General features: G+C 41.7%; 27 protein-coding genes. 8 read left to right on the top strand and 19 right to left on the bottom strand.

The features are described 5' to 3' along the window. Positions 1-5: 5 nt before the first annotated feature. The 5 genes from DW806_RS12125 to DW806_RS12105 all read right to left on the bottom strand — a co-directional run bounded on the left by DW806_RS12125 (position 6) and on the right by DW806_RS12105 (position 3987). The gene (locus DW806_RS12125) at positions 6-1043 is read right to left on the bottom strand and encodes an O-acetyl-ADP-ribose deacetylase (protein WP_118730104.1); all 1038 of its coding nucleotides are present in this window, start codon (positions 1041-1043) and stop codon (positions 6-8) included. 20 nt (positions 1044-1063) lie between these two features. Next, positions 1064-1585, bottom strand: a complete 522-nt coding sequence (locus DW806_RS12120; RefSeq protein WP_110441594.1) for an SRPBCC family protein — start codon at positions 1583-1585, stop codon at positions 1064-1066. Between the two features lie 20 nt (positions 1586-1605). Continuing rightward, positions 1606-1815 (bottom strand): hypothetical protein, encoded by a 210-nt coding sequence (locus DW806_RS12115; RefSeq protein ID WP_008982901.1) that lies wholly within the window; start codon positions 1813-1815, stop codon positions 1606-1608. A gap of 160 nt (positions 1816-1975) precedes the next feature. Beyond that, positions 1976-3271 (bottom strand): tyrosine-type recombinase/integrase, encoded by a 1296-nt coding sequence (locus tag DW806_RS12110; RefSeq protein WP_005608354.1) that lies wholly within the window; start codon positions 3269-3271, stop codon positions 1976-1978. Positions 3272-3357: 86 nt separating this feature from the next. Then, complete coding sequence (locus DW806_RS12105; RefSeq protein ID WP_005608353.1) at positions 3358-3987, bottom strand: helix-turn-helix domain-containing protein; 630 nt, start codon at positions 3985-3987, stop codon at positions 3358-3360. A 171-nt stretch (positions 3988-4158) separates the two neighbouring features. Between DW806_RS12105 and DW806_RS12100 the strand changes: the two genes are divergently transcribed. From DW806_RS12100 to DW806_RS12060, 8 genes are all read left to right on the top strand, one after another. Next, entirely contained in the window at positions 4159-4389 is a 231-nt protein-coding gene (locus DW806_RS12100; protein WP_004843519.1) for a helix-turn-helix domain-containing protein, read from the top strand. A 140-nt stretch (positions 4390-4529) separates the two neighbouring features. Beyond that, positions 4530-4844 carry a hypothetical protein gene (locus DW806_RS12095; RefSeq protein ID WP_005608351.1) on the top strand — a complete coding sequence of 105 codons (315 nt, stop codon included), beginning with the start codon at positions 4530-4532 and terminating at the stop codon, positions 4842-4844. A gap of 328 nt (positions 4845-5172) precedes the next feature. Beyond that, complete coding sequence (locus DW806_RS12085; RefSeq protein ID WP_040893156.1) at positions 5173-6894, top strand: MobA/MobL family protein; 1722 nt, start codon at positions 5173-5175, stop codon at positions 6892-6894. Next, on the top strand, positions 6812-7567 hold the full coding sequence (locus DW806_RS12080) for a DUF6040 family protein (protein ID WP_330378863.1): 756 nt from the start codon (positions 6812-6814) through the stop codon (positions 7565-7567). The genes DW806_RS12085 and DW806_RS12080 overlap by 83 nt, the downstream gene beginning before the upstream one ends. Before the next feature lie 63 nt (positions 7568-7630). Then, entirely contained in the window at positions 7631-7975 is a 345-nt protein-coding gene (gene mdcF, locus DW806_RS12075) for a broad-spectrum bacteriocin mediterrocin MdcF (protein WP_008402210.1), read from the top strand. Between the two features lie 67 nt (positions 7976-8042). After that, on the top strand, positions 8043-8492 hold the full coding sequence (locus DW806_RS12070) for a hypothetical protein (RefSeq protein WP_004843525.1): 450 nt from the start codon (positions 8043-8045) through the stop codon (positions 8490-8492). Beyond that, positions 8493-10433: a DUF1430 domain-containing protein gene (locus tag DW806_RS12065; protein WP_005608344.1), complete on the top strand. Its 1941-nt coding sequence runs from the start codon at positions 8493-8495 to the stop codon at positions 10431-10433. After that, positions 10430-11038 carry an ATP-binding cassette domain-containing protein gene (locus DW806_RS12060; RefSeq protein ID WP_005608342.1) on the top strand — a complete coding sequence of 203 codons (609 nt, stop codon included), beginning with the start codon at positions 10430-10432 and terminating at the stop codon, positions 11036-11038. Before DW806_RS12065 ends, DW806_RS12060 begins: the two co-directional genes overlap by 4 nt. 151 nt (positions 11039-11189) lie before the next feature. Here the strand turns inward: DW806_RS12060 and DW806_RS12055 are convergent, their stop codons facing one another. The 14 genes from DW806_RS12055 to DW806_RS11990 all read right to left on the bottom strand — a co-directional run bounded on the left by DW806_RS12055 (position 11190) and on the right by DW806_RS11990 (position 19544). Next, entirely contained in the window at positions 11190-11426 is a 237-nt protein-coding gene (locus DW806_RS12055; RefSeq protein WP_004843528.1) for a DUF6061 family protein, read from the bottom strand. A gap of 296 nt (positions 11427-11722) precedes the next feature. Further along, entirely contained in the window at positions 11723-12100 is a 378-nt protein-coding gene (locus DW806_RS12050; RefSeq protein ID WP_118564779.1) for a hypothetical protein, read from the bottom strand. A 65-nt stretch (positions 12101-12165) separates the two neighbouring features. Then, positions 12166-12693 (bottom strand): hypothetical protein, encoded by a 528-nt coding sequence (locus tag DW806_RS12045; protein ID WP_118564778.1) that lies wholly within the window; start codon positions 12691-12693, stop codon positions 12166-12168. A 205-nt stretch (positions 12694-12898) separates the two neighbouring features. Further along, positions 12899-13501 carry an alpha/beta fold hydrolase gene (locus DW806_RS12040; protein WP_118730103.1) on the bottom strand — a complete coding sequence of 201 codons (603 nt, stop codon included), beginning with the start codon at positions 13499-13501 and terminating at the stop codon, positions 12899-12901. A gap of 62 nt (positions 13502-13563) precedes the next feature. After that, entirely contained in the window at positions 13564-13983 is a 420-nt protein-coding gene (locus DW806_RS12035) for a nuclear transport factor 2 family protein (RefSeq protein ID WP_118564777.1), read from the bottom strand. Positions 13984-14017: 34 nt separating this feature from the next. Beyond that, positions 14018-14497, bottom strand: coding sequence for a flavodoxin (locus tag DW806_RS12030; RefSeq protein WP_008982904.1), 480 nt, complete (start codon positions 14495-14497; stop codon positions 14018-14020). Beyond that, complete coding sequence (locus tag DW806_RS12025; protein ID WP_008982905.1) at positions 14487-15221, bottom strand: hypothetical protein; 735 nt, start codon at positions 15219-15221, stop codon at positions 14487-14489. Before DW806_RS12025 ends, DW806_RS12030 begins: the two co-directional genes overlap by 11 nt. Before the next feature lie 4 nt (positions 15222-15225). Further along, positions 15226-15915, bottom strand: a complete 690-nt coding sequence (locus tag DW806_RS12020; protein ID WP_118730102.1) for an AlkZ-related protein — start codon at positions 15913-15915, stop codon at positions 15226-15228. Next, positions 15912-16337, bottom strand: coding sequence for a UPF0158 family protein (locus DW806_RS12015; RefSeq protein WP_118730101.1), 426 nt, complete (start codon positions 16335-16337; stop codon positions 15912-15914). Before DW806_RS12015 ends, DW806_RS12020 begins: the two co-directional genes overlap by 4 nt. Beyond that, complete coding sequence (locus DW806_RS15915) at positions 16334-17323, bottom strand: YecA family protein (RefSeq protein ID WP_279220789.1); 990 nt, start codon at positions 17321-17323, stop codon at positions 16334-16336. Before DW806_RS15915 ends, DW806_RS12015 begins: the two co-directional genes overlap by 4 nt. After that, positions 17320-17628, bottom strand: coding sequence for a carboxylate--amine ligase (locus tag DW806_RS12005; RefSeq protein WP_118730100.1), 309 nt, complete (start codon positions 17626-17628; stop codon positions 17320-17322). The genes DW806_RS15915 and DW806_RS12005 overlap by 4 nt, the downstream gene beginning before the upstream one ends. Positions 17629-17661: 33 nt before the next feature. Then, complete coding sequence (locus DW806_RS12000; protein ID WP_118730099.1) at positions 17662-18486, bottom strand: hypothetical protein; 825 nt, start codon at positions 18484-18486, stop codon at positions 17662-17664. Between the two features lie 24 nt (positions 18487-18510). Beyond that, positions 18511-19047 (bottom strand): ImmA/IrrE family metallo-endopeptidase, encoded by a 537-nt coding sequence (locus DW806_RS11995; protein ID WP_005934746.1) that lies wholly within the window; start codon positions 19045-19047, stop codon positions 18511-18513. A 68-nt stretch (positions 19048-19115) separates the two neighbouring features. Further along, complete coding sequence (locus tag DW806_RS11990) at positions 19116-19544, bottom strand: helix-turn-helix domain-containing protein (RefSeq protein ID WP_005934745.1); 429 nt, start codon at positions 19542-19544, stop codon at positions 19116-19118. Positions 19545-19634: the final 90 nt, after the last annotated feature.

Raw genomic sequence — 19634 nt, 5'->3', positions numbered from 1 at the left:
AAGCCTTATGCTCCTATCAAGCTCTGGTCAAAGGCAAACAGAGCCTCGTTGATCTCAAAGACGTTATAGTTCCCATGCTCCACGAAATACTCCACGATGATGTCAAACTTGTTGGAGTGGGAGAGTGCAAAACCAGCCTTCATGAGCATATCCTTCATTTCCGCAAGGGGCAGCTCAAGGGCAATGGAAAACGCAATGACTGTGGGCTTGGAAGGCTTGTAGGACTTGTCCGAGCGGATCTTCGAGAAGAGTTTCCGGTCAATGTTCGCCTTCTTGTAGCACTGTGCGTCCGTCATGCCGCGTTCGTCAATCTTCTGCAGAAGCATCTCCGAAAAGCTCTCATCGATCTGTCCCAGTGCATCGTCAAGAGTTGCTGCCTTTTCAGAACTGACTGCCATAGGAGCTGCGAGCTTTTCAATAGCTTCATCACAAACGGATGACTCGCAAGGTATGGGTTCTTCCATCCGGAAGGCACTCATTCTGCGCAGACGCTCAGAACGACTATCGGTATGCTCGTCCACATAGCGGTCATCTATGTACGCTGCAATATCAGCAAATAGCTTCCCGCTGATCTGATAGGCTTTGCGGTCGAAGATGACGATGTACACCGTCATTTCGTTTTCAAGAAGGAAACTGCTGATGGTGTCAATCGCAACCTTGAGAGCTTGATCCTTCGGATAGCCAAAAATGCCGGAGGAAATCAGAGGGAACGCAACCGACTCGCATCCGTATTCCTTCGCCAGCATGAGCGATGTCCGATAGCAGGATGTCAGTAGTTCGCGCTCACCATGCCGTCCGTCATGCCAGCGCGGACCTACTGCATGAATGACATATTTGCAGGGTAGCTTATAGCCCTTCGTGATTTTTGCGCTCCCGGTTTCGCAGCCGTGGAGCGTTTCACATTCTGCCAGCAGCTCCGGTCCTGCGGCACGATGAATGCAGCCGTCCACACCGCCGCCACCCAGCAGCGACTCGTTGGCAGCGTTGACGATGGCGTCCACCTTCATTTTTGTGATGTCATTTCTGACGATTTGAAGCGGCATGATCAAGCCCTCCCATTCGGTTACTTCGCGCCGGTCAGCAGTTTGTCCAGCGGGATTCTTTCCGGGTATTTTCCTTCGGTCAGAATGTCATATAAATACCTGTTATCCAGAATCATATCATCCCGGATAAGCTGCCAGTTTGCCTTTTTCCTGAAAAACACCTTGAAGATCAGGAAATTCATGATCGCCCCAATTACCGGCGTGGTCATGCCGAAAGCCTCGGTGTGAGAGAAATGGCATCCTGTTTTGGTTCTTTTCCCTTCAAAGGTGATGAACGCCGTTTTCTTGTCGCTCCGGAATACAATGCGGAAGTGGTTCTCATCCTGTTCGCATTCCGTAATTGTGCCGGTCACATCGTAGTCCAGCCCCATGACGATCTCGCGGAAGCGGATCTTGCTTCCTGCGTTATAGTTTCCGTTATAGAGATTGCATTCGATGTGGTAGGGACTCCATTTCACAAACTCTTCCTCAAAGTTAGCAGTCCATGCCTTTAATTTTTCATAGGAAGCCGGAATCTCTATCTGCTCTGTAAGAACAATCATTGTCAGTTTCTCCTATTCTGTCAAAGCGGCATCGGTGTCCGGGCGATCAGAATGATCGCCAGAATTGCCCCTACAAATGCCGCAGCCCCTATGACAGCCAATACCTTTTTGCTGAGTTTCTTCTTCGCTGCCTTGCAGATCAGCGCGGCGCAAGCTATGCAGATAGCCGCCGCCAAAAGCGCAATGCCCAGCGTTTCCCATAGCCAAGAAAGTTCATGTAGGATTTTCATGCGTTCATCATCTCCTGTTCGTTAAACTGGAATTTATATAATTATTCCTCTAACTTTCCCCATTTTATAGGCTTTCCCGCCTGTCCATTAGTGAAATGATATGTAGTTTCCCTTATTTTTGCCCTTATGAGATAATCACAAGGGAAATAAGGGAAATTTTTTAGTCATTGCCCACCACTTTATCAAGAAGCCGAACTGATTTTCGTTTCGCATCTCTTGTGGAGTGAGCATAGACGTTCATTGTGGTACTGACATCTGAGTGTCCCAACAATTCCTGCACATCTTTTGGGGCAGCTCCATTTGCTAAAAGGTTGCTTGTATAGGTGTGACGTAACTGGTGGAAATGAAAGCCTTCAAATCCCTCTAATGTTTTTGCCACCTTTCTGCAAACAGTCCCCAAAGTAGTTGGAAGTTCCAAACAACCATCCGGTCTTAAACAGACGAAAGAAATTTCTTTATAATCTGTCGGGACTTCCTCTGTTCTGTCTAAACAATAATATTCGTAGTACACTCTGTTTTTCTCTTTGACCTCTTTGTAGTAGTTCGTGTGATAAAGTTCTCCGTACTGCATTCGATTTTTTAACTGCTCTTTCCGGGCATTACGGAAAATCTCTACCAGTGTATCTCCAAAATCAACAACCCTTACTTTTTTCCGCTTGGTTGGTCCGATGATATATTTGCGCTTTGAGCCATCATATCGGATGCTGCGTCTTATGGTAAGGCATTGTTCTTCCAGATTTACGTCCTGCCATGCCAAACCGCAGGCTTCTCCAATACGAAGCCCGGCATAATAGGCTATCTGGATTGGAAGTATTGCGGCTGGGTTCTTTTTTTGCAGATAAGCAAGCAATCTTTCATAATCTTCTCGTGAAATTGGTTGGACATTTCCGTCCATATCCTCATCGGAAAACAAATCCACTTCATCCGTCTGATACCGCAGTTTAATATACTGCATGGGATTGAACGTAATATACTGCTTTGGAAATACTGCAAAACGGAAGGACTGCTGCATGACTGCGGAAAAAGAATGGATATAATCTTTGCTGTAACCCTTTCTCTCTTTTCCGTCGGGATGAACTCCCCCGAAGGAAAGCAAATCGAAGAAGGATTGCAAATGTTCAGAGGTTACATTTTTCAGTTTCCGTTCTGCCAATGGGTGTTTCTTGATATTTCGGATTGTTCCGAGGTAATTCTCCACCGTACCATTGCTGAGCGTACCTGTTTTTAATTCCTCCTCTGCCCACACATCCAAAAGCTGTCCGACTGTGAGATTTTCCGCTTTGGCAACAAATTTCTTTTTCTCATAATCATCCATTGCCTGACGGAGCAGCTTTTCAGTTTCACTTTTGCTTTCTGTTCCAACGCATTCTTTCTGAACAAGATTGCCGCTTGCGTCCTCTACATAGAAGCGGTAGTACCATTTCTTTCCTTTTTTTCTTACAGATCCTTTTGCCATAATCGTATGTCTCCTTTCGATATTAGACAATCGGAACTGATGAAATGCTTCGTGCGTGTAAGTATATCATAACTCCGGTTGTCTTACTATACCGATTCGGAATCTTCGTATAAGACTTCTGATAAAAGATTTGCAAGCCTTTGTTCTGCTGTTTTTGGTTTCTTGGAATAGAGCCTTACAACGTCTGCCATCTCATTAAAAGCATTGATGGTGTGAGTGATTTCCCTTAAGAACATAATCTCATTATATTCATCATTCGATTCAAACCCTATTGTTTTGGCAATATCCGTCTGACCAGCATTCCCCTTGAAGTTTTTGCAGGCGAACTGGAAGGAATCCAAAAACAGACCATATTGTTTTAACATCAGCAGTAATAAATCTTTTGAAAAAGCATCTTCTTCTTTGGTAAGGGCAAGCGGTAACTGTTCCAGAATATCTCCCATCGCATCACGAATCTGTAACTCTCTCTTATCCGTAATGTCGGTTTCATATTCATCTGTTTCCCCTTTGAGCCATTCCACAGATACATGGAGTGCTTCCGAAAGACCTTCCAGCACCATTTTTTTCGTATTGTCAATCGAACCATTCTCATAACGCAGGATTGTAGAAGCGGTAACACCCATCTTTTCTGCGACATAAGGCTGTGTCAGATTCAATTCCAGACGGCGCTGTTTTACTCTGCTGCCTATCAGCTTGCGTAGTTCTTTATCTTTCATGCTGACTGCCTCCTTTTTCGGTATGTATGAATTATAGCATTGTTTTTCTGTAATTGCAATATGCAACTTAAAAATTATTTTTAATATTTCGTAACGCTTGACAAAAAGATATGAAAAGGATATACTTACATCACAAGAATTGCATAATGCAATTTATAAGGAGGTGATTATATGACGCAAAGAAAAATTGCATTATCCATCGAAGAAGCTGCTGACTATACGGGAATCGGCAGAAACACCTTAAGACAGCTTGTAGAATGGAAGAAACTTCCAGTATTAAAGGTTGGTCGCAAAGTCCTGATTAAAACCGATATTCTGGAAATGTTTATGGAAGCGAATGAAGGTCGTGATTTGAGGGATAGAGGAAATGTAAAAGCCGTAACAAGAACTGCGGCAAATTAAAAAGGCGGCTTCCAAAGAAACCGCCAAAGGTTCTATCAGACCGAAGCCATGATATACCTACACGCAAGAAGATTATACCATGTGCTTCTTCTGATACGCAACCGAGAACTTATGTTTGTAAAAGAAAGGGGAATGTAATCATGGCAAAATCAACAAAAAGTTATGAAGAACGAATGCTTGAAATGGAAAAGAAGGAACAGGAAAGCCTTGAAAAAGCAAAACGATATGCAGCACAGAAGAAAGAACTTCTGAAACGAAAGAAAGCCGAAGAAAGTAAAAAACGAACCCATAGGCTCTGTCAGGTTGGCGGTGCGGTGGAATCCGTTCTCGGTGCGCCTATCGAGGAAGAGGACATCCCAAAGCTGATTGGTTTTCTGAAAAAGCAGGAAGCCAATGGGAAATTTTTTTCAAAGGCAATGCAGAAAGAAACACATACCGATATGGAGGAAGTGTAATGGCGGGGGGGGATGAGTTTTTCATTCCCTTCATTGCTTTTTCATGAAGGGCGCACTTATGGACAACCAGAGGTCGTCCCAATAAGTTTGCCACAAGTGGCAACCGGTCTTCGCTCACGCTTGCCGGGCTCGTTCCGTCGGCGGGGCTTTCAGCCAGACCTGCTCATGCCGCAGGAGGCACTCTTCGCCAGAGGGGCGCATTCCATGCAGGCTGCTATGCGCAGGGCACTCTTACGCAGAGGGCGTTCCGGCAATACTGCTTTTTCTAAAACTGAAAGCAATGTTGCCGGAAATCTATGCCGGATGTGCAGAAAGGGGGAATCCAGACATGGCGATTTTTCATTACACAATCAAAATAGTCGGACGAAGTAAAGGGAAATCTGTTATCTCCGCTTCCGCATATCTCAATGGGGATGTGATGAAAAACGAGGAAACCGGGCGAATCAGTTATTACACTTCTAAAAAAGAAGTGGTCTACACCAGTCTGATGATGTGCGAAAACGCACCTCCTGAATGGCAGATAGTACCAGAAGAAAATATAAAACGCTTTCAAAAATCTGTCCGATACAAAAGGTCAGAAGATAAAGAAGCTGCTTTAGAAAAATTTAAAATCACATTTCAGAAACAACGGTTATGGAATGAGGTATTGAAGATTGAAAAAAGTGCAGATGCCCAACTTGGCAGGTCATTTGAATTTGCCCTCCCCAAAGAATGGAGCAGACAGGAACAGATTCAATATACAGCCGACTATATCAAAAAAACATTTGTGGATAAGGGAATGTGTGCTGATTGGAGTATCCACGACAAAGGGGATGGCAATCCTCATGTCCATCTGCTTCTGACAATGCGCCCTTTTAACCCGGATCATTCTTGGGGGAAGAAAGAAGTCAAAGATTGGGATTTTGTCAGAGATAAAAGCGGAAATATCGTGATTGATGAATCCCATCCGAACTGGTGGCAGGATAAGAAAAACCCTGACCGTCATGGAATCCGTATCCCTGTATTAGATGAAAACGGAATCCAGAAGATTGGTGCAAGAAACCGCCTGCAATGGAAACGGGTACTGACCGATGCTACGGGATGGAACAATCCAAAAAACTGTGAACTGTGGCGGAGCGAGTGGGCAAAGGTGTGTAATGAACATCTGCCTTTGCATAATCAGGTCGATCACCGTTCTTACGAAAAGCAGGGAAAACTCCAGATTCCTACCATCCATGAAGGTGCTGACGCAAGAAAGATTGAACAAAAGTTTCTTGCCGGGCAGGAAATAAAAGGTTCGTGGAAAGTAGCGGAAAATCAAATCATAAAACAACAAAACACGTTATTGCAAAAGATACTGGACACCTTTGGGAAAGTATCAGGTGCATTATCATTATGGAAGGAGCGATTAAATGACATTAGAAGAAAGCCGGGAAATTATACCCTTAATGGAGTCCATGATTGGGCAAATCGAAGAACAGCAGACCTTAATGGCAGAAATGCTTCTGGAAATGCAGAACCGGGACACCCAACTCTCTCTTATGCAGGAACAGAATCAGAAATTGCAAAAATTAAACAGCGAGTTATCCGAGCTGCTCAACATTTTGCCAAATACCGAGGAACTACTTTCCAAGATGGAAGAACAGAAAACGAAGATAGAACTTTTGGAAAACGAAAATCAGCAATGGCAGATATTGGCACAGAAGCTGAACAGCGAAAACAGTTTATTACTGAAACAGAACACCGAATTGCTGAACTGGAACAGCAGGTAGAGAAAGGACGTGATATAGATGAACGAATCCAGAGAATTAAAGAACGCCGAACAGTTGGAAGAACTTCTGCTCTTGACCGAGGAGATACAAGAAGAGTTGGAACAGAAAGACCAGCTTATCGTGGAACTGAAGACGCAGCTCAACGAATCTCTGACCTTGAACGAGAAATTAAACAAAGAGAACAGAGCCGGGAATATTCAAGCATTAAAGAACGACTTGAAGCTGGCAGACAGAGCATTGCGGAGCGAGAAAGAGAAGCTGCGAAGCGCAAACGTCACGATAGAGGAATGTCAAGATAAAATACGATGCTTAACACAACAACGGGATTATGCCCGGACACATCAGAAAATCGTAGAGATACCGGTAGAAAAGCCGGTACTCTATAAAAAATGCGAAGCCTGTGACCGGACAGCCTATCAGAATGCAAAAGCAAGATACGAAACACAAAAAGAGCAACTTGCAGGACAATATAAAGCAAAAACGGTAATGTTCCAAACAACCTTGTTCCTTCTTGCATGGTATTCGCTGACAACCACTCTTTTTCAGGCAGTACAGTCAGATGTGTTCCTTTCCGATTGCAAATCATTCTTCCATGATGCAGCATCATTCATACAAACTTTTATCGGTTGGACGATTGATGCCGGGCAATCTGTGGCACAAATCAGCACAAAAATTCCAAATGAGATTATAGCCGGAATCATATATTGGTTATTGATGATATTGGTTGTTGGAATATGTGTGGCAGGGACAGGGATACTGGCAATACTGATAGAAATAAAGGTTATAGAATTATATAAGAAAAACTGTTGGGATGTTATTACCCTACTGATGATACTGACAAGTGCGGCTGTCATCATTTATTTTGGAGAAGTAATTAAAAAAGCATTATCAATAAATCTGTTGTTCTTTTGGTTAATTTTACAAGGAATATATCTTACAATTCGACGCTATATAAGTCAAGATACTGATTGACTTGATACAAAATATTTGATAAAATATAAATAGAAATACAGCAGATCAAAGGAGGTAAAACTTATGAGAGCAAAGAAAGTGATTGTAGGGGTAGCTATTAGTGCAATGTTAATTTCTTCATCAATTCCAGTAATGGCATTTTCTGTTACAAACGGGAATAAGACATTTGATAAAAAGTGGGAATTGAGCACTACATCTGATGACGGAAAAGGTGTTTTGACTTATGGTTATAATACTCTTGCTATTAATGAAGATTATGCACACGCATATCATTCAACTAAAGATCATTACGCATATGTCAAGAATGGAAATGGTTCTTTTTCGGGTTCAAATGTTGGTAAAGGTAATTGGTCTAAAATTGAGGTTGCTCATAAAGGAAATAGTATTACCTACGGTAATAGCTACTAAACAAAGGTTCGGGATAATGGCTGAGTGGTTGGAATTCCAACCACTCTTTTTTGTGGAGTGTATATAAATGAAGAAAAAAATAAAATATATAGGAATTGTTTTGGTTATTTTGTTCTGTTGCTATAATTTATTTTGGTACTTCGGGAGTTATAAACCATATAACGAATTTCAGAAAGACTTCCCTGAAATAGAAGAATCTGGAGTAAAAATTTACACAGATAAAGATGGATTCCAGTATAGTGTGTCTGTCCCTGATTATTTGCTTTGGAATGGAAATCTTGCGATAGCTGAGTCAGATGTTCGATATGCACTAATTATTTGGATAAAACCATTTCACCAAGGAATAAGTCAAGGCGTGCTATTTAATGACTATAAGGATTTGAATACTCAAATTATGTTGTCAAGTAGCAAAAAAGCTGAAGATCAAGAAGATCAATGGATTGTTGATGAAAATAGCACAATATTGACTACGATATTTGAAAAAGCAAATAAAGTATGGAATCTGGGGTTGAAATAAATGAAAGCAATTAAAAACTTATGTTTGTTTTGTTTCCTGATTTTTGGAATACTTATGCAATCTGAAATATTTCAAGATCAGCTTTGGAACTTTTCTACAGCATATTTTACGTCATCACGCTATGAAGTTGCTAGTGAAGATATGTCGCAGTTTCTGAAAGATGTATCAGAAACTGCAACGGAGAATGATGTACATATTTTTTCTCAGTACAATGAAATCAATAATAAATACCTTTCAACACTTCATATTTATGGCGATGATAAAGTAATCAGACAAACATTAAAAAATACTGCAAACATAGAAGAATCAGAATATACCGCTTTAGTTTCCGGAATTACGAAAGTAAAATTTCATAATCTCTCAGAATTGCAAAGTACCTCTGTGGGTTATGAAAACTTTATCTCATACATAGGAAATGAGGACAATATTATCTCTGCATATCAGAAATTATCAGAAAAATATAGCTTAACTTATCCAGAATATTGGAATTCTACGGAAAAGGACATGATTTTTATTATATGGGGTATGATTATTGCATTGATGATTGTTCTAAATGTAATTGAAGTGGTTAGGCGAAAAAAAGAGGTTGTTGTACGAGTTTCCTTAGGAGAAAGTGCTGGTTTCATAGCATTTAAGGCTGCTTTATTCGATGTAACTTTTGACATTGCATTATTTATTGTTGCAAAAATATTGCTGTCAAATTATATATCGGGAGCATATGAGAATAGACTCGTCACAATTTTATATTCCATTGGAATTATTCTTTCCACTATTCCATATTGTTCTTTTTGCTTTTTTGATATTAGAAAGGCATTCGCAAATGCAACACACAAAAGAGGAGTGGATTTTTTAATTTATTCGTTAAAATTTATAGCAGGGGTAGCCGCTGTTTTTACAATTACCACTAATATTAGTAGTATTCATAATAACCTATTTACAAATGAACATTTGTTAGAAGAATATTATGATGCAAATTATTTTACCGTAAAGACTACTGATTTTAATGCTGAAAAAGAAGAAGCTTTTTGGAATAAACTATACAAGAATGAATATAACACATTAAAGCCTGTAATATGCTTGAATATTTTAAATGATAAAAATGATGTGATATATGTAAATAATCATGCAAAAGATATGTTACAAGGTTTTACGAAGCAGATAAATGCAGTAGAGAATGAATCTTCTGATTTGATTATTTTCATTCCAAAGAATAGATATTTTGCTAAAAACAAGCAATTAGCCTATGACTCCTTGAGCCATGTTTTAAATCATGATAATTTACAACAATTAAATATTCAGTACATAGAGTATAGCGAAACAGAATACTTTTCCTATTTAGATACAAGTAGAATAAATGGTATCGAAAAAAGCAAAAATCCGATAATTATTTATCAGGCAAACAAAGATTTAGCAGTCAATGGTGGGTATCTTGAAAGCTATAAAGCAGGAGCAGTTTTATTTCAATGTGATGAAAAACAGCTAAGAAATATCAGCAAAAAGTATGAAGATATGCTTGGAAATTATCAGCTAGTAATTACAAACGTACATGAACAGTATTTATATAATCACACATTTTTAATAAAACTCGTGGGATTTTTAAGTTCTCTTTGTACGATTGTATTGCTTTTAAATATTATGATTATTGTTACAGTAAGTAGACTAGAGTTCCGAGAAAATGCAATGAAAATTTCCTTGATGAAAATCTTTGGATATAGTTTATTTGAACGGCACAAAACACTTCTTAAAATGATTGTAGTGGAAAATTTTGTGATATTAGTAGGTATGCTTATCTATTCTTTATTATCGGTACAGACTGAAGTAGGAATTAGCATTCTTGTTAGTTCATTTATGGCACTAATAGAATTTACAATTATTTTCTTTAATATCACAATTGTTGAAAAAACAAACATACCGAAATCATTAAAAGGAGGTTGCTTATGATAACAATTGAAAATCTATGCAAAGCATATAATGATAAAATTTTGTTCAAAAATTTTCATTTGGAAATTCCAGATAGCCGTTTTTTGGTAATTAGTGGCGAAAGTGGATGCGGAAAAAGTACTTTACTTAATATGATTGGAGGTATTGAAACTCCTGACAAAGGTTCTATTATTGTGAATGGTTTTGATGTGGCAAAAAAAGGAAAAAAGCAGAAATATTTCAAAGAAGTTGTTGGATTTTTATTTCAAAATTTTGCCCTTTTGGAAAACAAAACAGTAAAAGAAAATCTAGAAATAATAAAAAAATCAGGTAGAACGGATATTTCAATAAATGAAGCTCTTGAAAAAGTTGGTTTACAGAAAGTAATTAACAAAAAAGTCTATCAATTATCTGGTGGCGAACAGCAGAGAGTTGCGTTAGCTCGTTTAATGCTAAAGAAATGTTCGATTGTATTAGCAGACGAACCAACTGGTTCCTTAGACAAAAAAAATAGTGAGATTGTTATGAATATATTGCATGAGTTAAGTGAACAGGGAAAAACAGTTATTGTTGTAACTCATAGTGAAGAAATTGTAGCACAAGAAAAGCATGTTCTATATTTATAATTACCCATAATAGAAGAATATGTTCTTTCGGGAGACACCTCCTCTAAGAACATATTCTTTTGGTTAAAATTGATTATAAAGATACTTTTATTTCAGTATATTCGCTATATTGATGGGATATATATTTGCATATTATTTATATGGATAAGGATTATAACTCTAGTGAGTCTTCTGCATCTACCCACATCTGTAAATTACCCTCAAGATATAATCTTGCATATTCCAAAGGCTCATCCACAGCCAATGAAGTAAGCGCACATTCTGATCCGTATGTGGTTTTTAGATTTTTTTCAGCTTTCCAGCAATCAATGCGAAGCATATATCCGGCACTTGTGTAAACATCAATACTATCGTGATTTATGTTGTATTCTGCATAAATTGTTCTCATCGTATCTTATCTCCATTTTCTTTTAATAATCAGTTATAGAGTTAAATATCGAAAACATTTCAATCAGTTCACCATGTCGTTATTGTTATACTGTGTTATGAAATTTTCTTTCCCTTATTTTTTCCCATATTAAGGTTCATGAAAACCAATGTGAGAATATAACACAAGGGAAAGAGTAAGGGAAAGCTCACTTGCTACAAACTTAGTATTTTCAAGGGTTTGCGAAGAATTTGATAATTAAATATAACAGTTATTAAATTTCCTAAAATATGTGAAATATCAACTGGTATTTGTAATTACATTCCATACATATTGGCATTTTTTACAATTACTTTATCGCCTTTTTCTAATTGTTCCTTGGAAATTCCTCGTAACCCAAGTCCAACATGCTCTGTTTTATATCCACAACCATTTGCTTTTCGTTCTTTTGTATGTACATCGACAGTAGTAATTCTGGATTCTAAGATATCTCCATTTGCTTTATAAATACACGCATTTTCCCCTTCTCTGCACATCCCTATTAATATGTTTCCTGTGGCAACTGTTCCAATCCCCATAATTGTAAATGCATCATCAATAATCAATTCAAAATTTTCTTTTAAACACGACGGAACATCTAATTTGTTCATGTATTCTTTTTCTCGTTCTTTTTTGCTTTTACCAAATAGTCCCATAGTATTTCTCCTTTAAAACTTTCGATTTTTCATTCTCTGCGACTTCCCAATAAACGGGAAGTTGGTTACTTCTTGTAATTCATTTTCTTACTTAATACCCCAAACAAAGCCAATAAAAATATTCCAATTCCAAGCAATACGCCAGCCACTTTCATTAATTCATTGTTTGTATACTCTGTATCCGGAAGAATCCCATACTTGTAATAAGAATAACTAACATGGTCTGTGGTATATGCAGCTATGGAATCTCCTACATTATATTCCGAATATACAAATCCCGGTACTTGCATTCGCTTGTGATAATCATTCACTTTTCCATTGTTGTAGTAGAAGAAATAATTCTGAGATATCGTATCAGCCGAAGCATCTTCAACCCTTTTACCTGTAATCACAATATCCTCTATATAGTAATCTTCTCCCAGTACCATCTCTTCCATTTGTGTATTAAATGCTTTAGATGTCAAAAGTATATTTATCCAGACTGTAATGAACGCTATACTTAAAATAATGAAACAAATCCAAAACAAAATTTTCTTTTGATTTCCAGTTAATATTTCTTTTGATTCTTGGTGCTTAACCAATTTATTACTCATTCCATAATACCTCTAAAGTACTTTTTTCTTCTTCCTTCCCTTCGTCCAAGAAGTGTATCTCACTCAAAGAACTCGGTCAATTCCGATTGTTGCTTACATTGTACTTCGTCCATCTCTCTAAGGACAGTGGGATGTTGTGATGAAAGTGAGAGAGATCGCTTACCTGTCAGACAATTTATCTTACTATATTTTTTGCACAATAAATTTACTGATTTAATATCTCTGCAATCGTGTTTGGTGCATATTTATTGAGTTCATGTCCTGCATTTGGAACGATGTGCAAAGTAGCTTGGGGTAGCAATTCTTTTAGCCTTTTAGAAGCCTTTAGATTGGCAGCATCCTTTTTGCCACACAAAATTGTTACTGGACAACGAATATTATTTAATTGCAAAGTAAAATCCAATGACCGCATAGAGTGAGCCAATTTTATGGTGCTGCTTTTTGATAGTCCCATACTTTCAAAAACCTTGTTTGGCATACAACGGAAGATAAGATTTTGAAAATCTATCAGTAAACTTGGAACTTTATATTGTGCGCCAATCAAAACCAGCGAATCCACTTTTTCCTCATGTCGAATGGCAAAATCAATCGCAAGAAGCGCACCTAACGAAAGACCGCAGATACGAAGCGGCTCTTTTACTTCTGAATACCGCTGTTCTAAATCACCCAAAATCTGCGAATAGGATATTTCATCTTCTGTTGAAGAAAAAAGTTCTGGGCAATCGACATCAGAAATTGATAGTTGTTGGACTACTTCTTTCCAGTCCTGTGCAGTTTGTCCCAACCCATGTAAAAAAACAGTTTTCATTAAACGCCTCCTAAGCTCAAGATAACCATCAATGCACAAACAAACTGGAATTTATAGTCCTCTCAAAACCAATTTGCTTTTTCTTCTCGAAATACGGGAATATCACTATCTCGATATGGATTGTAATTATGAAGATTGCAACCAAACTCTTTTAATGATTTTATTTTGTTATCCTGTGTCCATACAATTAAAGATATTCCGTCAAATTCTTCAACATTTCCATTATTCATTTTGTCTTTAAAATACCACTCCACGATTGTTTGATTGCCTTGATGAAAAAATTGCTTAATCTCCCAGACAAGAACACTTCCACGTGTATTCCATTCGTCAAACCAGTGCTTTACCGTTTTGCGGTTTTCATATTTAGGACTCCAACTCTCAGTATATACAACATCATCTGTAAAAATATTGTCAATTCCTAAATCTGCTTTCTTAATCCACATATCAAACCATAATCGGATAATTTTTTCTCTCTCGTTCATAAAGCACCTCCACAACTCCCGATTTGTCTGCCCCTTAAAGTCCAAGTCCTTCAACCCACGCCGCAAGCTCCTGATGCCCGACGCTGCTCTTGAAGACCTTGCCGTCCATCAGCTTTGCGCCTTTGCAGCTCGGCGCAAGGCGCTCGTTCGTCTTGCCAATGCCGCTTCCGCCAGAGGTTGCAAACGGGATGATCGTCTTGCCGGTCAGGTCATAGCTCTCAAGGAACGTATTGATAATCGTCGGCGCAACGTACCACCAGATCGGAAAACCCACAAAGATTGTGTCGTAGTCCTTCATGTTGTCCCGCTTCACGGCAATCTCAGGACGGGAGGCAGGATCGTTCATCTCAATCGTGCTGCGGGCTTTCTTGTCCATCCAGTTCAGATCAGCTTCCGTGTAAGGCACCTTCGGCTCAATCTCAAAGATGTCCGCGCCGATTGCCTCTGCCAGCGTCTCAGCTACCTTCGCGGTCACGCCGGACGCAGAAAAATATGCTACAAGTTTATTGCTCATTGTGTTCTTCCTCATCAATCTTTTCATTTCCTTCATTCAGCATGAAGTATAGCAGCGCTTCCAGCAATGTTGCCATATAGTGAAGCGACCAGTTTTCTTCCGGCTCTTTTGCCATCTTATCAAGTACAGCTCGAAAAGCCGTGGCACGGTCAATCCTTGTTTCCTCATCAATGCGGTCAAGTATGCCCTTCATTTTCAGAGCGAGTTCTTTTTCCTCGTCAGAAAGCTCCGGTATGCCAAGTAGCTCAGATAGTTTCTTGTCCTGCATAATAGCATCGTATTCGATGTATGACTTGTGCTCGGCTGACATCAATTCTTCAAAGTAGTTGATAAAAATATGAACGCGGATGCCACCTTCTTCCTCCGGGGAGAAGCAGACGGTTTGCGATTTTTCTGCAATTTCTTTCAAAAATGCAAGGTCTTCTGAGTCATCGAACTCCGCAAACGGAAGAAACATATTGATTTCCGCGTGCCAACGATGATAGTCCACGATTCCCTTGATATACCCGCGGTGTTGCTTGACAAACGCATCACAGCGTTCCAGAAGATACTCGTAGTTCTTCTTGTCCTCCGGTACAATGATCTTTGGTATCTTGTCCATTGCTTCGGAGTACGCTTTCAGCATACCACAATTAACTGCGCGGTCAAACACCTCATCGCACCATTTATCGTATTCGGCAGACTCGGTTTCCCGGTAATCCTTCTCAAAGATAATATCGTCCATTGCGTTACCCCTTTATGATTTTCTCAAGCTGCATTTCGGTCGCGTTAGGCAGACGTGAATGCAGATGTTTTAGGATACGTTCTTTAGATTCCTGCGGGTCTCGCTGATAGGCAGATGTGATAAGGTCGTACCCGAAAAGTTCTTCCGGCGTCGCATACTCTGCGACGCCCCAGCCATAAGGTCTTCCGTATCTGTCCTGCATATAGACGAAATCCGCGATGCAGACATAGCTCTGCATTTGCAGCCGCGTGATGCACGTCTCAAAACCGGTGTTGCCGCCCTTGCGGTAGTTCAGAGCCTCTTTCAGCCGTTTGGAAAGCATCCTGCCTTCACCGGCTATGGCTTCATAAAGCTCCTTGTCCTTGTAGGACGCCAAGCCGTCATCCCAACGGGCGTCAAAGTCATAGCCGTCACGCCGGAAGTTCGCAAAGTCCGGAATCCACTCCCGACTCACAAATCCAGCCTTCTTGTTGAAAAGTTTGCCGTAAAGACATTTGCCGCTCCGCGCAGCCGGTCCTTTCCATTCCCACGGACCATCTACATCATCCGCAAACCATAACTCAGGTGGGCAAAGTTCCTCGATGGAGAAGCCGTGAATCTCGTTCCGAAAGAAGGGCAGAAAGCCGTATTGTTCGACGGCGGCAATCAGATCATCACTGCTCCGCAGCAATGCCTTTTGTTCATTCTCTTTCATTCTGTGTACTCCAAGCCTTCCTCTGCGCACCAGCGGATCGCAAGCTCTCGATACGCCTCCGCCAGATAATCATACCAACGCTGTTCCAGCCCGTGATAGCGCACAGACTGTTTGAAGCGGCGGAATGCGCCTTTTCCCCGGATGGCATAGGCAAGTTCCTCCTGTGCCTTTCCGGGAGGGAGCCGGTCAATGAAATCCTCCATGATGCGGTATTGATGAATCTCACACTTGGTCGGAAAGCGAAGAAACCGCTCCGGCGTATTTTCCATTTCAGCAGCAAGAGCTTTGTCTTCCTCCGTCATATCAGTCATCAATGGATCGGCAAGATAAACGGTCTTGCCGGTCTTTGTGTCCCAGAAGCTCGTGAAGACTTCATTTGCTTCTTCGATTGCCTGAATGACCTGTTTTAATGGGATCGTCATTTTCCGCAGCACCTCTTGTATTTCTTGCCACTGCCGCACGGACAGGGATCATTGCGTCCGACCTTCTTCTGTTTCTCCGGCTGGGGAGCGGAGGGCTTGATGTCTGCAAGCTGTTTCAGAAGGTCAAAGCGCAATGCCTCGCTGGGCAGCTCCATTGTGAGGATCTGCTTGCGGAAGTTTTCAATGTCCATTTCGCCGGTTTGGAGGGATTTTCGGATGTTCGGACCAAGAGAGAGCGACTTGAAGCGTTCCTCCGGAGGCGTCATCTGCATCATCTCATCCGGTGTGTAGCCACGGTTGCAGGGCATCCGCGTCGTATTGCTGAATTTGCTGTAAAGTTCAACAAACCGATTCATGTCCCGATCAGACCGGAAGCGGATGTTCCTTTTATCGAAGTGACTTAGAACGCCCTCCACACTGCCCGAAACAGACCGGACGCCGTAGAGAAGATCGTCAAAGGCATCTTCCAGTTTGTCGCCGCTCAGACCAAGCCGCTCTTCCATAAAACGGCGGAGCGCAGTCTTTTCCGGAGTGTCCTCGCAGTAGAAGGGATCGTCGTATTCCAGCAGATGCTTCTTGTCAGGCACATAGTAAGGCTTTTCCCGCTGGCTGCGCTTCGTCTCTATGAAAAGGTCAATGGACTCCCCAATCAGTGTGACATCAATGATCTCGCGGTCAAGCTGCTTTGTGTGCCTGACATCTGTGTAAAGCTCATCTCCGCCCAGAATGTAGTAGTCCTCGCACTCATGACGGGCGATCTCTGCAAAGGCAAGAAATTCATCTTCCGTTACCAGCTTCGGGCTGAGGGAGAAAACAATCTCCTTTGCCTTGTGCAGCGGAATGATACCGTAGAGGTTTGCCATCGCATTGAAATATTTGCGCAGGAGGCGCGAGGTCGTGTCCTTCAGCGGGATTTCCCGATACCGGGCGTTCAGCTCCCGGCGTGTGTATTCCTCCGGAAACTCGATGTACTGTTCCTTGCTCATGCCTCTTCTTCCTCGATAATTCCGTAGTCAATCAGGACGTTCTCTTCGGCGTACTTCGGGCAGACAATACCCATCATCTCATACCGATAACGCCTCACCCGGCGAAACGACTTAACCGCCTCCGGTGCATAGGCGGCAGTCTCGCAGTGCGCATACTCCGGCATTTCCGCAAGATCATCCCGAACGGCACGGATAAGCGCGTCCGCCACATCATCAATGCTCTTGCCGGTTTCCACGGCAACCAGTTCATGCTTCCGGACTGCCTTATCCAGATCACCGGGGGAGCGAAACAGCTTGTATTTCATATCATTGCCCGTCCTTTCTCTCTATCGGTCTGTCTATTCTTCCTGAAATCTGTTCTTTAGGGACGCAATCATCGCTTGCGCGGCAATGCTCAGATACAAAACTCCAATTTCATAGATAAAGTCGCGGTCGATTACGATAAAGTATTCTCTAACGTGTGTAAAAACCAGTTCCATCAAGTCCCTGTACAGTGGATCATCAAAGGGCTTGAACCGCGTAAACTTGCTTTTGGCAGCGTCCCATGTCATAGACGCTTCGCCCTCAGCACTGGTCATTGCCTCACAGAGAATCATGCTGATGCCCATTTTCCCGTTACCGGTCAGGAGTTCTCCTTCGTAATAGCTGAGTAGGTCTTTCTTGCGCCGAAGCGGAATCATATCGCAGTTGTCATCCAGCTCAAATGCAATCAGCTCCGCAATCAGTTCCCGCCAGACTGCATAACCGGCGTTTATGGTTCCGTCCTCTTCGCGGCTGATGGTATCGTCCATGCAGTATCGCTCAAAGAAATTATCTCCGTCAATCTCGTTGCGGGTGCAGAAAATATGCGCCAGCTCATGCAGAAGAATGTGCTTCAACACTGCCGGATGACGCGCAATGTCTGTCCGCAGCAGGATTCCGTCAACGCCGTCTCCCTTGCCGACGAAGGCGGAGGCGTGAAAGTCGAAATAGCCATCCTCTTTGTATCGGTCTGTCAGGCGATCCGGGAAATACTGCTGGCAGAACTGCTCAAACGATTCGTGCTGATTTTCCGTTTGAAAGCAGCGCAGCACAAGATTGTCCTCGCTGAACTCCGTTCCCATGCGCTCGTTAAAGATTGAAGCGGCATAGAAAAGGACTTCTTTGTAGTCGTTGTTGTTCATCTAATTACGATCCTTCATCCTCATTCATCCCTCCGGTCTGACATTTTTCAGGAAGTCAGAGTGCGGTACATACGGCAAGTTGAGCTGCCAGCCCATGCGGTTCAGCTCGTTGAGCTTGATCAGCATCAGGTTGATGTTTGTCCCCATTGCAGCAGATAGCTGAACCACATCGTAGTCCTGCTTCATCAGGTCAATCAGCTCATCATCGTCAATGATCAGGTGTGAGGCAAACGCATTCGCCTCATATTCGTGTTTTGTGCGCATATCGAACAGCACGAACTCCGGGAGCGGTTCGTTTCCTTTGGCAAGATCACGGTGAAAGGTATCATGCCCGATCTCGTGACCGCAAACCATTTGCATGATCAGATACTCCATGTTGGAGTTCAGAAGAATATGCCGCTCTTTATGGCGGTAGGTGTACATTCCGAGCAGATCGTTCAGATTGTCAAGAAAATGGAGATGAATGCCCAGCTCACGGGCAATCTTCAAGGTATCTCTTGTTCCACAGCTTTTGACAATGCTGTTCGCCTTTTTGTATATTTCCTCGGAGCGAATTATCACGGGACCTTCACCCCTTTCATGTTGAAAACAGTCAAAGTAAATCCGTCAAGAAACCGAGACGTAGACAGTTATTCCTCTGCGTCCGTACCGGTCTTCTTGTATTTCTTCGGCGTGTATTTCTCAACATTCCGGGCTTTGGATTCCCAATATATATCCTGCAACGCCTTCATCACCGCATCCTTGTCCTGCTCGGACAGCGTACCGCCCGCAAACAAGCCGGACATCCCTTCAATCAGGTCCTTTGCCTGTTTCATGCCACGGGAGCCGTACTGCTCGGATGCCTGAACCACAAACTCTTCGTCCTCGGTCAGCAGATAGTTCACATCCACCTTGAAGTATTCCGCGATTTTTCTGTAAGCGTCCTTGGTACGGGGAAAGGAAATGCCGTTCTCGTACCGGGTAATCATACGCCTGTTGATCCCCAGTGCATCGGCTACTTCCTGCTGGGTCAGCTTCCGCTTTTCCCGTTCAGCCTTGAATTTCTCTCCAAACGTCATTTTGGTAATCACTCCTGTTCACAAAAAGTTTGCGACATCAAATTGCGCAAGTCTATTGACAAAGGCACTTGAAGTGCGTATAATAATGAC

The sequence above is a fragment of the Butyricicoccus sp. AM32-19 genome (assembly GCF_003480365.1).
GTDB lineage: Bacteria > Bacillota > Clostridia > Oscillospirales > Butyricicoccaceae > Agathobaculum > Agathobaculum butyriciproducens.
Note: the sequence above shows the minus strand (reverse complement) of the source record. Positions and strands in the feature narration are given on the sequence as shown.

What these genes read in the sequence shown, in the direction of transcription:
- DW806_RS12115 (WP_008982901.1), bottom strand. Translation starts at nt 1,815, where the DNA reads ATGAAAATCCTACATGAACTTTCTTGGCTATGGGAAACGCTGGGCATT.
- DW806_RS12030 (WP_008982904.1), bottom strand. Translation starts at nt 14,497, where the DNA reads ATGAGCAATAAACTTGTAGCATATTTTTCTGCGTCCGGCGTGACCGCG.
- DW806_RS12070 (WP_004843525.1), top strand. Translation starts at nt 8,043, where the DNA reads ATGAAGAAAAAAATAAAATATATAGGAATTGTTTTGGTTATTTTGTTC.
- DW806_RS15915 (WP_279220789.1), bottom strand. Translation starts at nt 17,323, where the DNA reads ATGAGCAAGGAACAGTACATCGAGTTTCCGGAGGAATACACACGCCGG.
- DW806_RS12005 (WP_118730100.1), bottom strand. Translation starts at nt 17,628, where the DNA reads ATGAAATACAAGCTGTTTCGCTCCCCCGGTGATCTGGATAAGGCAGTC.
- DW806_RS12125 (WP_118730104.1), bottom strand. Translation starts at nt 1,043, where the DNA reads ATGCCGCTTCAAATCGTCAGAAATGACATCACAAAAATGAAGGTGGAC.
- DW806_RS12025 (WP_008982905.1), bottom strand. Translation starts at nt 15,221, where the DNA reads ATGGACGATATTATCTTTGAGAAGGATTACCGGGAAACCGAGTCTGCC.
- DW806_RS12095 (WP_005608351.1), top strand. Translation starts at nt 4,530, where the DNA reads ATGGCAAAATCAACAAAAAGTTATGAAGAACGAATGCTTGAAATGGAA.
- DW806_RS12105 (WP_005608353.1), bottom strand. Translation starts at nt 3,987, where the DNA reads ATGAAAGATAAAGAACTACGCAAGCTGATAGGCAGCAGAGTAAAACAG.
- DW806_RS12015 (WP_118730101.1), bottom strand. Translation starts at nt 16,337, where the DNA reads ATGACGATCCCATTAAAACAGGTCATTCAGGCAATCGAAGAAGCAAAT.
- DW806_RS12020 (WP_118730102.1), bottom strand. Translation starts at nt 15,915, where the DNA reads ATGAAAGAGAATGAACAAAAGGCATTGCTGCGGAGCAGTGATGATCTG.
- DW806_RS12035 (WP_118564777.1), bottom strand. Translation starts at nt 13,983, where the DNA reads ATGAACGAGAGAGAAAAAATTATCCGATTATGGTTTGATATGTGGATT.
- DW806_RS12110 (WP_005608354.1), bottom strand. Translation starts at nt 3,271, where the DNA reads ATGGCAAAAGGATCTGTAAGAAAAAAAGGAAAGAAATGGTACTACCGC.
- DW806_RS12000 (WP_118730099.1), bottom strand. Translation starts at nt 18,486, where the DNA reads ATGAACAACAACGACTACAAAGAAGTCCTTTTCTATGCCGCTTCAATC.
- DW806_RS12050 (WP_118564779.1), bottom strand. Translation starts at nt 12,100, where the DNA reads ATGGGACTATTTGGTAAAAGCAAAAAAGAACGAGAAAAAGAATACATG.
- mdcF (WP_008402210.1), top strand. Translation starts at nt 7,631, where the DNA reads ATGAGAGCAAAGAAAGTGATTGTAGGGGTAGCTATTAGTGCAATGTTA.
- DW806_RS12055 (WP_004843528.1), bottom strand. Translation starts at nt 11,426, where the DNA reads ATGAGAACAATTTATGCAGAATACAACATAAATCACGATAGTATTGAT.
- DW806_RS12060 (WP_005608342.1), top strand. Translation starts at nt 10,430, where the DNA reads ATGATAACAATTGAAAATCTATGCAAAGCATATAATGATAAAATTTTG.
- DW806_RS12120 (WP_110441594.1), bottom strand. Translation starts at nt 1,585, where the DNA reads ATGATTGTTCTTACAGAGCAGATAGAGATTCCGGCTTCCTATGAAAAA.
- DW806_RS11990 (WP_005934745.1), bottom strand. Translation starts at nt 19,544, where the DNA reads ATGACGTTTGGAGAGAAATTCAAGGCTGAACGGGAAAAGCGGAAGCTG.
- DW806_RS12045 (WP_118564778.1), bottom strand. Translation starts at nt 12,693, where the DNA reads ATGAGTAATAAATTGGTTAAGCACCAAGAATCAAAAGAAATATTAACT.
- DW806_RS12085 (WP_040893156.1), top strand. Translation starts at nt 5,173, where the DNA reads ATGGCGATTTTTCATTACACAATCAAAATAGTCGGACGAAGTAAAGGG.
- DW806_RS12100 (WP_004843519.1), top strand. Translation starts at nt 4,159, where the DNA reads ATGACGCAAAGAAAAATTGCATTATCCATCGAAGAAGCTGCTGACTAT.
- DW806_RS12065 (WP_005608344.1), top strand. Translation starts at nt 8,493, where the DNA reads ATGAAAGCAATTAAAAACTTATGTTTGTTTTGTTTCCTGATTTTTGGA.
- DW806_RS12040 (WP_118730103.1), bottom strand. Translation starts at nt 13,501, where the DNA reads ATGAAAACTGTTTTTTTACATGGGTTGGGACAAACTGCACAGGACTGG.